This window comes from Arthrobacter sp. SPG23, from assembly GCF_000876655.1.
Classification (GTDB): domain Bacteria; phylum Actinomycetota; class Actinomycetes; order Actinomycetales; family Micrococcaceae; genus Arthrobacter.
The window spans coordinates 84,102-96,152 of sequence record NZ_JYCN01000021.1 but is presented as its reverse complement, the minus strand read 5'-3'; the positions used below and the strand labels follow the sequence as shown (position 1 = coordinate 96,152).

Annotated in this window: 11 protein-coding genes and 1 tRNA gene; 5 read left to right on the top strand and 7 right to left on the bottom strand. The window is 67.0% G+C overall.

All coding sequences use genetic code 11. The annotated features are described in order from the left end of the window. Positions 1 to 11: 11 nt before the first annotated feature. A complete protein-coding gene (locus TV39_RS13715; protein ID WP_043482586.1) occupies positions 12 to 476 on the bottom strand; it encodes a Fur family transcriptional regulator in 465 nt (154 codons plus the stop codon). A gap of 120 nt (positions 477 to 596) precedes the next feature. On the opposite strand from TV39_RS13715, the gene TV39_RS13710 reads away from it, so the two are divergent. Beyond that, positions 597 to 1,253: an MBL fold metallo-hydrolase gene (locus TV39_RS13710; RefSeq protein ID WP_043482585.1), complete on the top strand. Its 657-nt coding sequence runs from the start codon at positions 597 to 599 to the stop codon at positions 1,251 to 1,253. Here TV39_RS13710 and TV39_RS13705 read toward each other — a convergent pair. Beyond that, positions 1,250 to 2,335 carry a PLP-dependent cysteine synthase family protein gene (locus TV39_RS13705; protein WP_043482584.1) on the bottom strand — a complete coding sequence of 362 codons (1,086 nt, stop codon included), beginning with the start codon at positions 2,333 to 2,335 and terminating at the stop codon, positions 1,250 to 1,252. The genes TV39_RS13710 and TV39_RS13705 overlap by 4 nt on opposite strands. 120 nt (positions 2,336 to 2,455) lie before the next feature. On the opposite strand from TV39_RS13705, the gene TV39_RS13700 reads away from it, so the two are divergent. From TV39_RS13700 to TV39_RS13690, 3 genes are all read left to right on the top strand, one after another. Then, positions 2,456 to 3,292: a sulfurtransferase gene (locus TV39_RS13700; RefSeq protein ID WP_043482583.1), complete on the top strand. Its 837-nt coding sequence runs from the start codon at positions 2,456 to 2,458 to the stop codon at positions 3,290 to 3,292. A gap of 62 nt (positions 3,293 to 3,354) precedes the next feature. Next, the gene (locus tag TV39_RS13695; RefSeq protein WP_043482582.1) at positions 3,355 to 4,536 is read left to right on the top strand and encodes an NAD(P)-dependent alcohol dehydrogenase; all 1,182 of its coding nucleotides are present in this window, start codon (positions 3,355 to 3,357) and stop codon (positions 4,534 to 4,536) included. Further along, positions 4,533 to 4,961, top strand: a complete 429-nt coding sequence (locus TV39_RS13690) for an HIT family protein (protein ID WP_043482581.1) — start codon at positions 4,533 to 4,535, stop codon at positions 4,959 to 4,961. Before TV39_RS13695 ends, TV39_RS13690 begins: the two co-directional genes overlap by 4 nt. Positions 4,962 to 5,015: 54 nt before the next feature. Here TV39_RS13690 and hrpA read toward each other — a convergent pair whose 3' ends face one another. Continuing rightward, the gene (gene hrpA, locus TV39_RS13685) at positions 5,016 to 8,999 is read right to left on the bottom strand and encodes an ATP-dependent RNA helicase HrpA (protein ID WP_043482580.1); all 3,984 of its coding nucleotides are present in this window, start codon (positions 8,997 to 8,999) and stop codon (positions 5,016 to 5,018) included. Positions 9,000 to 9,142: 143 nt separating this feature from the next. Further along, positions 9,143 to 9,310, bottom strand: coding sequence for a hypothetical protein (locus TV39_RS22400; protein WP_200891022.1), 168 nt, complete (start codon positions 9,308 to 9,310; stop codon positions 9,143 to 9,145). Positions 9,311 to 9,391: 81 nt separating this feature from the next. Here TV39_RS22400 and TV39_RS13680 point away from each other — a divergent pair, with 81 nt between their 5' ends. After that, a complete protein-coding gene (locus TV39_RS13680; RefSeq protein ID WP_043482579.1) occupies positions 9,392 to 10,360 on the top strand; it encodes a GlxA family transcriptional regulator in 969 nt (322 codons plus the stop codon). 51 nt (positions 10,361 to 10,411) lie between these two features. Here the strand turns inward: TV39_RS13680 and TV39_RS13675 are convergent, their stop codons facing one another. The 3 genes from TV39_RS13675 to TV39_RS13665 form a co-directional block, all read right to left on the bottom strand. After that, on the bottom strand, positions 10,412 to 10,726 hold the full coding sequence (locus TV39_RS13675; RefSeq protein WP_043482578.1) for a protealysin inhibitor emfourin: 315 nt from the start codon (positions 10,724 to 10,726) through the stop codon (positions 10,412 to 10,414). A gap of 64 nt (positions 10,727 to 10,790) precedes the next feature. Next, the gene (locus tag TV39_RS13670; RefSeq protein WP_200891021.1) at positions 10,791 to 11,834 is read right to left on the bottom strand and encodes a M4 family metallopeptidase; all 1,044 of its coding nucleotides are present in this window, start codon (positions 11,832 to 11,834) and stop codon (positions 10,791 to 10,793) included. A 133-nt stretch (positions 11,835 to 11,967) separates the two neighbouring features. Next, a tRNA-Arg gene (locus TV39_RS13665) sits at positions 11,968 to 12,040 on the bottom strand. Positions 12,041 to 12,051: the final 11 nt, after the last annotated feature.

The window sequence follows — 12,051 nt, the reverse complement described above, 5'->3', positions numbered from 1 at the left end:
TTTCGGCGCCTTCAGGCTCCGGCGGCCTTTCGGGCCGTGCAGTCCGGGCACAGGCCGTAGATCTCCACGGTGTGGGCCACTTCGGTGTAGCCGTGCTCCGCGGCGGTCCGCGCAGCCCAGGTCTCCACGGCGGGAGCTTCCACTTCCACGGCCTTCCCGCAGTTGCGGCACAGCAGGTGATGGTGGTGGCCGGTGACGGCGCACCTCCGGTAGACGGCCTCGCCCTCGCCGTTGCGCAGGACATCCACCAGCCCGTCGTCGGCGAGCGACTGGAGGATCCGGTAGGCAGTGGCCAACGACACCGAAGTGCCCTGGTTCTGCAACATCCGGTAGAGCTCCTGGGTGCTGACGAAGTCGTCCAGCTCGTCCAAGGCGGCACTCACCGCGAGTCGCTGCTTGGTGACACGCTGCTCACGGCCGCCGGCGGAAGGCGGTGCGGATAGCTTTGTGCCGTCGGCATTGGCGCCGTGGGCCATGGATTGACTCGCTTCCCTGAGGGGTGTTGGCAATGTCCAAGATTACCAGCCGGGAGTTCCCGGACGTGTTCACCGACGGGTTCGTGGACACTGCCGCGCAGGCCGCCCTAGGCTGGCTCCATGAAGCTGACTAAATACACCCACGCCTGTGTCCGGCTCGAAAAGGACGGCCACGTGCTGGTGATAGATCCCGGCACGTTCTCCGAAACCGGAGTGGCCCTGGAGGGGGCAGGGGCCGTCCTGGTCACCCACGAGCACGGGGACCATATTGACGTACCGGCCGTGGTGTCAGCGCTGCGGGACAATGAGTCGCTCCGGGTCTTTGCTCCGGGGGGAGTGGCGGCAACCCTGCGGTCCGAGGCGTCGTTTGCTGGCTCCCGGATCACGGAGGTTGAGCCGGGCCAGGCGTTCACCGCCGCCGGCTTCGAAGTTAAGGCGTTCGGCGGCCAGCATGCGCTGATCCACCCCCAGATCCCGGTGGTGGCCAACATCGGGTACCTGATCGAGTCCAACCTCTACCACCCCGGGGACTCGTTCGTGATTCCGGACGGCATCGGGGTCCGGACCCTCCTGGTCCCGGTGCACGCGCCGTGGAACAAAGTGGCGGAGGTGGTGGATTTCGTCATCGGTGTCCGCGCTGCCAAGGCGTTCCCCATCCACGACGCCCTGCTCAATGAGACCGGGCTCGGCCTCATCGAAGGGCACGTCAAGCGGCTCGGAGCGAAGTACGGCACGGAGTACGCGCACCTCTCCAGCGGTGATTCCGTGGAGGTCTAGGCGCGCCAGGTCCCGGTGGCGAAAAAGTCCCTGATGCGGGCCTCATACGGCCTGGGGTCGAGTCCTCGCGCCTGCAGCCACTCCTCGTTGTAGTAGCTCCCGGCGTACCGGTCGCCGCCGTCGCACATCAGCGAGACCACGCTGCCCCGGCGTCCCTCCGCGACCATTCCGGCGATCAGCTGCCACACGCCCCAGAGATTGGTTCCGGTGGACGGGCCCGCATGCAGCCCGGCGAGGTCGCGCAGGTGCCGCATGGCGGCCACCGAGGCCGCATCCGGGACCTGGATCATGTGGTCGATGACGGCGGGCACGAAGCTGGGCTCCATCCGCGGCCTTCCGATGCCCTCGATGCGGGACGGCATTCCCGTGCTGAAGCCGGCGACGCCGTCCCGCCAGCCGGGGTAGAAGGCCGAGTTCTCCGGGTCCACGACGGCGAGCTCGGTGGCATGGCGGTGGTAGCGGAGGTACCGGCCGATGGTGGCACTGGTGCCGCCGGTCCCGGCGCCCACCACGATCCAGCGTGGGACCGGATGCTCTTCGAGGGACAGCTGCTGGAAGATGGACTCGGCGATGTTATTGTTGCCCCGCCAGTCCGTGGCCCGCTCGGCGTATGTGAACTGGTCCATGTAATGCCCGCCTGCGGTGCGCGCCACTTCCTCTGCGGCCGCATAGACCTCGGACGCATGCTCCACCAGGAGGCAGGCCCCGCCGAACTGCTCGATCAGGGCGATCTTCTCAGGGCTGGTGGTGCGGGTCATGACGGCGATGAACGGCAAACCGAGGAGCTGGGCAAAGTAGGCCTCGGAGACGGCCGTGCTGCCGCTGGAGGCCTCCACGATGGTGGTGTCTTCCCTGATCCAGCCGTTGACCAGGCCGAACAGGAACAGCGAGCGCGCCAGCCGGTGCTTGAGGCTGCCGGAGCGGTGCGTGGATTCGTCTTTCAGGTAGAGCTGGACGCCCCAGTGCTCCGGAAGCGGAACGGAGTAGAGGTGCGTGTCCGCGGACCTGTTGTTCTCGGCGTTGATCCTGCGGACGGCTTCATCCGCCCACGCCCGGTCCTGTTTGCCGGCACGGTTGACCATTCTGTTCACCGATTCAGCCTACCCGGGACAGCAGGCGTCCACGGCTACAGTGGGTACCGGCTGCCCGCCCGCGCTGCGCGCCGGGCCGGACGGCCTGTCATCCGAACCAAAGGAGATTTGATGAACCCCCTGATGGACGTGTCCGCGCTGAACCACCGGATGACCTCCGGTGAGCGCACCGTTCTGCTGGATGTCCGCTGGGCGCTGGGCGATCCCCACGGCCGCGAACACTATCTTGAGGCGCATATTCCGGGCGCGGTCTACGTGGACCTGCCCACCGCGCTCGCAGGGCCGGCGGACCCGGGCCAGGGCAGGCATCCGTTGCCGCCGCTGCAGCAGTTCCAGGAATCGGCGCGGTGCTGGGGCATCCGGGACAACGACGTCGTGGTTGCCTATGACGACACAGGCAGCACGGCCGCCGCCCGGCTGTGGTGGATGCTGCGCAATGCCGGTGTATCCACTGTGTTCCTGCTCGACGGCGGCCTGTCCGCCTGGCGGGCGGCCGGATACCCCGTGGAAGGCGGCCTTGAGCAGGCCACGCTTGGCAACGTCACGCTGACCGACGGCGCGATGCCCGTCATCGACGCAACCCAGGCTGCGCAGTGGCCCGGGCGGGGGGTCCTGCTGGACGCGCGGGCGGGCGAGCGCTACCGCGGCGAAATTGAACCGGTGGATCCGCGGGCGGGACACATTCCAGGCGCCGTGAGCGCCCCCACGGCCGGGAACATTGGAAGCGACGGACGTTTCCTGCCTGGGGAGGAGCTGCGGCAGCGTTTCATTGCCCTGGGCGTCAGGCCGGACGTGCCCACCGCTGTGTACTGCGGCTCCGGCGTCACTGCTGCGCACGAAATCGCTGCCCTGGAAATCGCCGGTTTTCCGGCGGCACTGTATCCCGGCTCGTTTTCGCAATGGTCCAACAACCCCGCCAACGAGGTGGCAACGGGGGCGGCTCCCTAAGCTGGCGCCGCAAGCCCGGCCCGGATTGGAACACCGGCCGGGCACGGGGGTAGCGTCAGGGGATGACTCCCGGACGCCCCGTACCGCCGCCCCTCGCCAAGCCGCTCCCCGGCAATCCGACACGCTTAGATCCGCACGGCTCAACGCAGCACGCACCGTCGGCAACCGCGCGGCCCGCCGCGGCCTACGGCGCCACGGCCAGCGACAGCGGCCTGGTGCCGCTGACCGTCGCCCGCCGCGCCCCGAAGGACGACGACGTTGAGATCGCCATCGAGTTCTGCGGCCTCTGCCACTCGGACGTGCACGCAACGCGCGGCGAGTGGGGCACGCAGAACTACCCGCTGGTGCCGGGCCACGAAATTGTGGGCCGCGTCAGCCGCGTGGGCGCCGGCGTGGACGACTTCGCGCCGGGCGACCTCGTGGGCGTGGGATGCATGGTGGATTCCTGCCGTGAATGCGACAGCTGCCTGGACGGCCTGGAGCAGTACTGCGAAAACGGCATGACCGGCACCTACGGGGCAGTGGACTCCCGTAATGGAGACGCCGTCACCCAGGGCGGTTACGCCACGTCCGTGGTGGTGGACCGCCGTTACGTGCTGCGGGTTCCGGAAAACCTTGACCCCGCCGCCGTCGCGCCGCTCCTCTGCGCCGGCATCACCACCTATTCCCCGCTGCGGCACTTCGGCGTCGAAGCCGGGGACGTTGTGGGGGTGGTGGGGCTCGGCGGACTGGGCCACATGGCCGTTAAGCTCGCCAAGGCCATGGGTGCGGACGTGAAAGTGTTCACCACCTCGGATTCGAAGGTCGCCGCGGCCCGGGAGCTGGGCGCTGACGGCGTCATTCTGTCCCGCGACGAAACCTCCATGGCGGCCGCGGACCGCAGCATCGACGTCATCATCGACACCGTTGCGGCGCCGCATGACCTCAACCCGTACTTCCGGACCCTGCGCAGGGACGGAGCGCTTTTCCAGCTGGGCCTGCCCTCAGGCGCCATGCCGCCAGTCAACCCGGGGGCGCTGATCCGTCGCCGGATCGCCTACGCGGGCTCACTCATCGGAGGCATCGCCGAGACGCAGGAGATGCTGGACTTCTGCGCCGAACACGGGGTTGTCTCCGACATCGAGGTGGTGGGCGCCGGGCAGTTGAACGAGGCCTACGACCGCATGGTGGCAGGCGACGTCAAGTATCGTTTTGTCCTGGACACCAGTACCCTCGGGACCCCTTCGGAAAAGGCAGACGCATGAGCACCGTTTTCACCAAGATCATCAACGGCGAGATCCCCGGACGCTTCGTCTGGCGTGACCAGGACGTGGTGGCGTTCCTGACCATGGGCCCGCTTGCCGACGGACACACGCTGGTGGTTCCCACGGAAGAAGTGGACCGCTGGACGGACGCCCCGCCCGCACTCCTGGCCCGCGTGATGGACGTCGCGCAGAAGATCGGCGCCGTCCAGGTGGACGTGTTCGATGCTGCACGGGCAGGGCTCATCGTGGCCGGCTATGAGGTCAACCACCTCCACGTCCATGTGTGGCCGTCCAACTCCATGGCTGACTACGACTTCGGCTCGGTGGACCACCACCCTGACCCCGCGCAGCTGGACACGAACGCCGAAAAGCTCCGTGAGGGGCTCCGCCGGGCCGGCCACGGCGGCCACGTTCCCGCGTCCTGATGGTCCTGTCCTGACGCTCCTGCTGCCGGCCCCGGCGTAGCTCCCTGGCGGGCGCTACGCCGGGGCCAGCGCTTTGTTGAGCACCGTCCGGATCCGCTTCTCGGAGACGGAATAGGCTGTTCCGAGTTCGACGGCGAAGAGGCTCACCCGCAGCTCTTCGATCATCCAGCGCACCTGGGTTAACTCAGCACCGGCACGGCGTCCGGGCAGCAGCGCCGACACGGCGTCGTCGTAGTCGTCTTCCAATGCCTGCACCGCGGCCATGTGCAGGGCGTCCCGCTGGACGTTGCCGGGCAGCTTTTCCAGCCGCTTCTCGATGGCGGCCAGGTAGCGCGGCAGCTGGCTGAGCTGGGCGTAGCCCGTGCGTGCCACAAAGCCCGGAAAGACGAGTTGTTCGAGCTGGCTCTTCACATCGTTGAGCGCGCTGATCAGGGCCAGGCTCGTGGTCCCCTTCAGCTGCTTCTCGATCCGGCGCGTGCTGGCAAGGATCCGCTCGACGACCGCGGTGACCGTGAACACCGTGTCGATGAGCTCGGCCCGGACCTGCTCATACAAGGCCTTGAAGGACGCCTCGTCCCAGGGCAGTTCGGCCGGCGTGAGCTTGTCGATCGCGGCCAGCGCGCAGTCCGCGATCAAGGCCGACACCGAACCATGCGGATTCTGGCTGAAGGTCAGCTTCTCCGTGTTGTTCAGGTGTTCCAGGACATAGCGGTCCGGCGCCGGGACCTTCAGCGCGAGGAGGCGGATGACGCCCGCGCGCATCGCCTGTTCCTGTTCCGAGGGGGTCTGGAACAGCCGGAGGGCAACGGACGTGCCCTCATCCACCAACGCGGGGTAGCCGGTGACGGTGTGTCCTTTCACCATGCCCTGGACCTGGCGCTGCACGGTTCCGAAGGTCCAGTCCGTCAGTCCCGACTTCTCCGAGAAACCGGGTGTTGCGGCACCGTCCGTGGACGGTGTGATGCCTCCGGCGTTCTTCGGGGCCTGTTCGGACTGCCCGCGCCGGGCGCCCTTCGGGCCTTTGGGGGCCGTGGTCACGGGGGTGGCACCCAAGGACTCGGCAATCGCCCGCCGGGTGGCCGGGGCAAGTCTTTCCTGCAACTCCGCGAGGTCCTTGCCCTCGTCCAGCACCTTGCCCTTGGAATCGACCACGCGGAAGCTCACCCGGAGGTGGGGAGGCACCGCGTCCCAGTTCCATGATCCCGGCGGAATGACCTGGCCGCGGATACGGCGCAGGACCAGTTCCAGGGAGGGTTCGAGTTCGTCGGTGGCGGGATCGAAGTCCGCTTCGAGGGCCGCCACCGCCTGCCGGGCAACGTCAGGGGCGGGTACGAAGTTCTTGCGGATCTGCTTGGGCAGGGACTTGATCAGGGCCGTCACCAGCTCCACGCGCTGGCCGGGGATGAGCCAGCGGAAGGCGGTGTCGTCTAGCTGGTTCAGGAAGAGCACCGGAACCTCGGCGGTGACGCCGTCGGACGGATTGGGCGGCGAGCCGGGCGCCACCGGATGGAACTCATAGCTCAGCGGAAGCTCGAAGCCCTTGTGCCGCCAGGTTTTCGGGTAGGCCGAATCATCCAGCGCATCGGCGTCCTCGCTGATCAGCAGGGACTGGTCGAAGTCCAGCAGCGCGGGGTCCTGCTGGCGTGCTTCCTTCCACCACTTGTCGAAGTGCCGCTCGGACACCACGTCCTTGCCGATCCGGGCGTCGTAGAACTCGAAGAGCGTCTCGTCGTCCACCAGGATGTCCCGGCGCCGCATCCGCGCCTCGAGCTCCTCGATCTCCTGGAGCAGGGCACGGTTGCGGTGGAAGAACTTGTGATGGGTCTGCCAGTCGCCCTCGACGAGGGCATGCCGGATGAAGAGTTCCCGGCACAGCTCCGGATCCACCTTGCCGTAGTTGATCCGGCGGCTGGGGATGATGGGCACTCCGTAGAGGGTGACCTTCTCATGGGCCATCACCGAGCCCATTTTCTTGGACCAGTGGGGCTCGCTGTAGCTGTGCTTCACCAGATCGGGAGCCACCTGTTCGGCCCAGAGCGGATCGAACCTGGCCGCGACCCGGGCCCACAGCCGGCTCGTTTCCACCAGTTCGGCGGCCATCACGAACGTGGGGGACTTCTTGAACAAAGCCGAGCCCGGGAAGATCGCGAAGCGGCTGCCGCGGGCGCCCGCGTATTCGCGCTTGCGCTCGTCGAGGATGCCGATGTGGCTCAGCAGGCCGGAGAGGAGGCTGATGTGGATGCCCTCATGGTTTCCCACGGGGTCGGCAAGGCGCTTGTTGTCCAGGCTGATGCCCAGCGGGCGGGCGAGCTGGCGGAGTTGGGCGAAGAGGTCCTGCCATTCCCGCACCCGCAGGTAGTTGATGAACTCGGTCCGGCACAAGCGGCGGAACTGTGTGGAGGACAGTTCCTGCTGCTTCTCCTGGAGGTAGTTCCAGAGGTTGAGGAATCCGGTGAAGTCCGAGTTCTCGTCCCGGAAGCGGGCGTGCTTTTCCGCGGCGAGCTGCTGCTTGTCGGTGGGACGCTCGCGCGGGTCCTGGATCGTGAGGGCCGCAGCGAGGATCATGACTTCGCGGACGCAGCCGCGTTTCCCTGCCTCCACGATCATCCGGCCGAGCCGCGGGTCCACCGGCAGCTGGGCAAGCTTCTGCCCGACGGCGGTCAGTCCGCCTCCGCCGTTCCTGCCTGCAGCAGCGCCTGGGGCGCCTTGTGGACGGGCGGCGCTCAAGGCGCCGAGTTCGCGCAGGAGCGTAACGCCGTCGTTGATCGCGCGTGAATCCGGCGGCTCGACGAAGGGGAAGTTCTCCACGTCCTTGGGTCCGCGGGCGACGCCCATGGCGGTCATCTGCAGGATGACGGCCGCGAGGTTGGTACGCAGGATCTCCGGGTCGGTGAACTGCGGCCGGGACTCAAAGTCCTCTTCCGAATACAGCCGGATGGCGATGCCGTCGGACACGCGGCCGCAGCGGCCCGAGCGCTGGTTTGCCGAGGCCTGGGAAACACGTTCGATCGGCAGCCGCTGGACCTTGGTCCGGTGCGAGTAGCGCGAGATGCGGGCGGTGCCGGTGTCGATGACGTACTTGATGCCGGGGACGGTCAGCGACGTTTCGGCGACGTTGGTGGCCAGCACGATCCGCCGTTTGCTGCCGGGATGGAAGACCTTGTGCTGCTCCTGCAGGCTCAGCCGGGCGAAGAGGGGGAGCACCTCGGTTCCGGCCAGCCGCCGGTTGGACTGGATCCGGGCGTTGATGGCCTCTGCGGCGTCGCGGATTTCGCGCTCGCCGGAGAAGAAGATCAGGATGTCGCCGGGAGCTTCGAGGGCCAGTTCGTCGACGGCGTCGCAAACGGCGTCGAGCGGGTCGCGGTCTTCCTCGAGTTCGTCGTCGGAGGTGTTGTCTTCCTCGTCGCCAGGCGCGGCCCCGCCAGCCGGCTGGGACAGCGGCCGGTACCTGATTTCCACCGGGAACGTCCGGCCGGAGACCTCGATGATGGGGGAGGGATCCTCCTCGGTGCCGAAGTGCTTGGCGAACCGTTCGGGATCGATGGTGGCCGAGGTGATGATGATTTTCAGGTCGGGGCGCTGCGGCAGGATCCGCTTGAGGTATCCGAGGATGAAGTCGATGTTGAGGCTGCGCTCGTGGGCCTCGTCGATGATGATGGCGTTGTACTTGCGCAGCAGCTTGTCGCGCTGGATCTCCGCCAGCAGGATGCCGTCGGTCATGAGCTTGACCTTGGTGGACCGGCTGACCTCGCCGGTGAAGCGGACCTGGAAGCCCACTTCCTGGCCGATCTCGACGCCGAGTTCCTCCGCAATGCGCTCGGCCACCGTGCGTGCCGCCAGCCGGCGCGGCTGGGTGTGGCCGATCAGTCCGTCGTCGCCCAGGCCCAGTTCCAGGCACATCTTGGGTATCTGGGTGGTCTTGCCGGAACCGGTCTCGCCGGCGATGATCGTCACCTGGTTGGCCGCGATGGCGGCCATCAGGTCCTCGCGGCGCTCGGAAACCGGCAGCTCGGCGGGGTAGGAAATATGAAAAGTCATGGCTGGACACAGTCTACTGTGGCCGCGGCCGGCCGCCGGGCTATGTTGTCCGACGGCGAAGGACCCGGATTATTGGTGGGCCGGGTCCTTCTGTGTTGGTGGGCCGGTGCCCGGCATGAACCGGGATCCGGGCGTCCCGGCGGTCAGTAGTTCCGCAGGGTGTAGCTGATGCTTGGCAGGTCCAGTGCGGACCAGTCCTGCTCCGAGCGTTCGGGCGGGTTGTGGCCCCGTCCGTCCTTGAGGAGCGCGGCGATGGTGGCCGGAAGGATGATGAGCAACAGGACGATGAGTGCAACTCCGATGGTTTCCATGCCTCTATGTTTCTCCCGTGCCCGGCAACAAAACAGTGGCAGAAATGCCCAAAAAGCTATAATTTCTGCCACAATGGAAGCATGCTCAAGTCGGTGGCAGTGATCGTTGTTCCCAACTTCTCCATCTTCGAATTCGGGACCGCGTTCGAGGTGTTCGGGATCGACCGTTCGGCGCGGGGGAACGGTGTGCCGGCGTTCGATTTCCGTGTCTGCACGCCGAAACCGGGCGATATCCGGCTCAAGTCCGGGCTGACCATGCACGTCGGGTTGGGACTGGAAGCGGCGGCCGATGCTGACCTGGTGATCATGGCGCCCTACGGCCACTACCAGGACGTTCCGGAAGCGGTTCTGGACGCCCTGCGCGCAGCCCATGAACGCGGCGCCTGGGTCATGTCCATCTGTTCAGGCGCTTTTGCCTTGGCACGTGCAGGCCTGCTCGACGGCCGCCGCTGCACAACGCACTGGCACTATTCCCGGGAGCTGGCCAGCCGCTACCCGGCGGCGCTCGTGGACGAGAACGTCCTGTACGTCCAGGACGGCCGGATCATCAGCAGTGCCGGGACCGCGGCCGGCATTGATGCCTGCCTTCACCTGGTGAGGGTGGAACTCGGGGCCGGCGTTGCGGCGAGTATTGCCCGCGACATGGTGGTTCCGCCCCACCGCGACGGCGGGCAGGCCCAGTTCATTGACCGGCCCATTCCTGCCTGCGGCTCTCAACCCATGGAGGAACTGCTGCAATGGATGGTCCGGAACCTCGAGCACGACCACACTGTCAATGAGCTCGCGGCGCGCGTCCACATGTCGCCGCGGACGTTTGCGCGCCGTTTCCGGGCCGAAACGGGGGCCACTCCCGCTGCCTGGCTCAACTCCCAGCGGGTGCTGCGGGCACAGGAGCTGCTGGAATCCACCGAGCTGAACATCGACGAGATTGCCCGTGAGTCGGGATTCGGCCATTCCGTGCTGCTCCGGCACCATTTCGGCAAAGTGCTGGCAACGAGTCCGCAATCCTACCGGCGGGCGTTCCGCGGCCACCTCGAACCTGCCGTCTAGCGCCGCCGCACCCGGGCCTCCGCGACACGCGGGCAGCCTCGTCACCCGGGTTCAGGACTTCCCTGGCCCCGGGAGGTGCCCGCCGTTCCTTGCGGCTTCGGCCGCTGCGCGGGTGTTGTCCACGAGGATCCGCCACGGACCGGTGACAGCCTGCTCCGGGAGGGTGGCGCGGTGCTGGCCGGCTTTGATGGAATACATGAACCGGTCCGGCTGGCCGCCGGCCTCCGCTGCGCGCGGCACGGCGTCCCAGGGGCAGGCCTCAACCAGCGGCTCCCAGTGGCTCTTGTCCGTGGGGGTGGTGGCCTGGATACTCCACACCCGCTTCAGCGCAGCAATCCCGCCGCTGCGCTGGACAGTAATCTTCATGGCCTGGTTCCTGTTTTTCCGCTTCTCGCTGGCCGCCGGCTGACCGCTCCGGCGGCTATCCCGGTTACAGCTTTACCTTCACAGTTTCCCACGCCTTCCGGACGGCGTCATGCTCCGAAGAATCGGCGCCGAACAATTCGGCGGCCGAGGCGGCGGTGGCCTTGGCGAACTTGGTGAACGTTGCGTTGGCAGGCAGGGAACCTCCAGTGAGGGTGTCGTACCAGATCCGGCCCGGGGTTTCCCAGGCGTTGCCGCCAAGCGCCGACGCCACAAGGTAGAACGCGCGGTTGGGGATGCCGGAATTGATGTGCACGCCGCCGTTATCCGCGCTGGTCCGGACGTAGGAATCCATGGAGTCCGGCTGGGGGTCCTTGCCCAGCACGTCGTCGTCGTACGCGGTGCCGGGAGCCTTCAGCGACCTCAGGGCTGAGCCTTGCACCTTGTCGGTGAACAGGTTTTCGCCGATCAGCCAGCTGGCCTCCGATGCCGGCTGCTGCGCGAGGTACTGTTCCACAAGCGCGCCGAACACGTCCGACAGTGATTCGTTGATGGCACCGGCCTGGTTCCGGTAGACGAGTCCGGCGGAATACTGCGTCACGCCGTGCGCCAGTTCGTGGCCGATGACGCTCAGGGACCGGGTGAAACCCTGGAAGATTTCGCCGTCGCCGTCGCCGAACACCATCTGGTGTCCGTCCCAGAAGGCGTTGTCGTAGAGCTTGCCAAAGTGCACGCTGGCATCCAGGGCGAGCCCCCGGCCGTCGATCGAGTTCCGGCCGAAGGCCTCTGCGTACAGTCGGTGGGTGTGGCCCAGGCCGTCATACGCCTCATCCGCCGAGGAGTCTCCCGTGGCGGGTTCCCCCTCCTTGCGGACCAACTGGCCGGGAAGGGACTCGGAGGTCCCGGCGTCATACACCGTGCGGTTCGGAAGCCCGGGCTTCAGCTGCCGGATGCCGGACGGGACCGCCGGCAGGGGGAGCGCGCGGCTGGCCTGGATGGACCTGATATGGAGCAGGGCTTCCTTTGCCGCACGGGCCACCGCGTTGAGCCGGGGCTCGTCCCGAGCTGCAAGGCGTCGCAGCATGTAGGGCGGGATGATGGAGCAGTACATGAATGTCCCCTTTACTCGTCGGCGATGGAAACAGCCTACGAGGGGGTGCCGACATTGCGGCGGGACACGCTTTAAGGACTGAGGCACGCCTTAAGCAGGAAACCCCGCCAGCTGGGCTGGCGGGGTTTGTCTGTGCCCTCGATAGGATTCGAACCTACGACCTTCTGCTCCGGAGGCAGACGCTCTATCCCCTGAGCTACGAGGGCAATCAGGGTTT

Excerpts from the sequence above, each read along its gene's own strand:
- TV39_RS13715 (WP_043482586.1), bottom strand. The coding sequence starts at position 476 with ATGGCCCACGGCGCCAATGCCGACGGCACAAAGCTATCCGCACCGCCT.
- TV39_RS13710 (WP_043482585.1), top strand. The coding sequence starts at position 597 with ATGAAGCTGACTAAATACACCCACGCCTGTGTCCGGCTCGAAAAGGAC.
- TV39_RS13705 (WP_043482584.1), bottom strand. The coding sequence starts at position 2,335 with ATGGTCAACCGTGCCGGCAAACAGGACCGGGCGTGGGCGGATGAAGCC.
- TV39_RS13700 (WP_043482583.1), top strand. The coding sequence starts at position 2,456 with ATGAACCCCCTGATGGACGTGTCCGCGCTGAACCACCGGATGACCTCC.
- TV39_RS13695 (WP_043482582.1), top strand. The coding sequence starts at position 3,355 with ATGACTCCCGGACGCCCCGTACCGCCGCCCCTCGCCAAGCCGCTCCCC.
- TV39_RS13690 (WP_043482581.1), top strand. The coding sequence starts at position 4,533 with ATGAGCACCGTTTTCACCAAGATCATCAACGGCGAGATCCCCGGACGC.
- hrpA (WP_043482580.1), bottom strand. The coding sequence starts at position 8,999 with ATGACTTTTCATATTTCCTACCCCGCCGAGCTGCCGGTTTCCGAGCGC.
- TV39_RS22400 (WP_200891022.1), bottom strand. The coding sequence starts at position 9,310 with ATGGAAACCATCGGAGTTGCACTCATCGTCCTGTTGCTCATCATCCTT.
- TV39_RS13680 (WP_043482579.1), top strand. The coding sequence starts at position 9,392 with ATGCTCAAGTCGGTGGCAGTGATCGTTGTTCCCAACTTCTCCATCTTC.
- TV39_RS13675 (WP_043482578.1), bottom strand. The coding sequence starts at position 10,726 with ATGAAGATTACTGTCCAGCGCAGCGGCGGGATTGCTGCGCTGAAGCGG.
- TV39_RS13670 (WP_200891021.1), bottom strand. The coding sequence starts at position 11,834 with ATGTACTGCTCCATCATCCCGCCCTACATGCTGCGACGCCTTGCAGCT.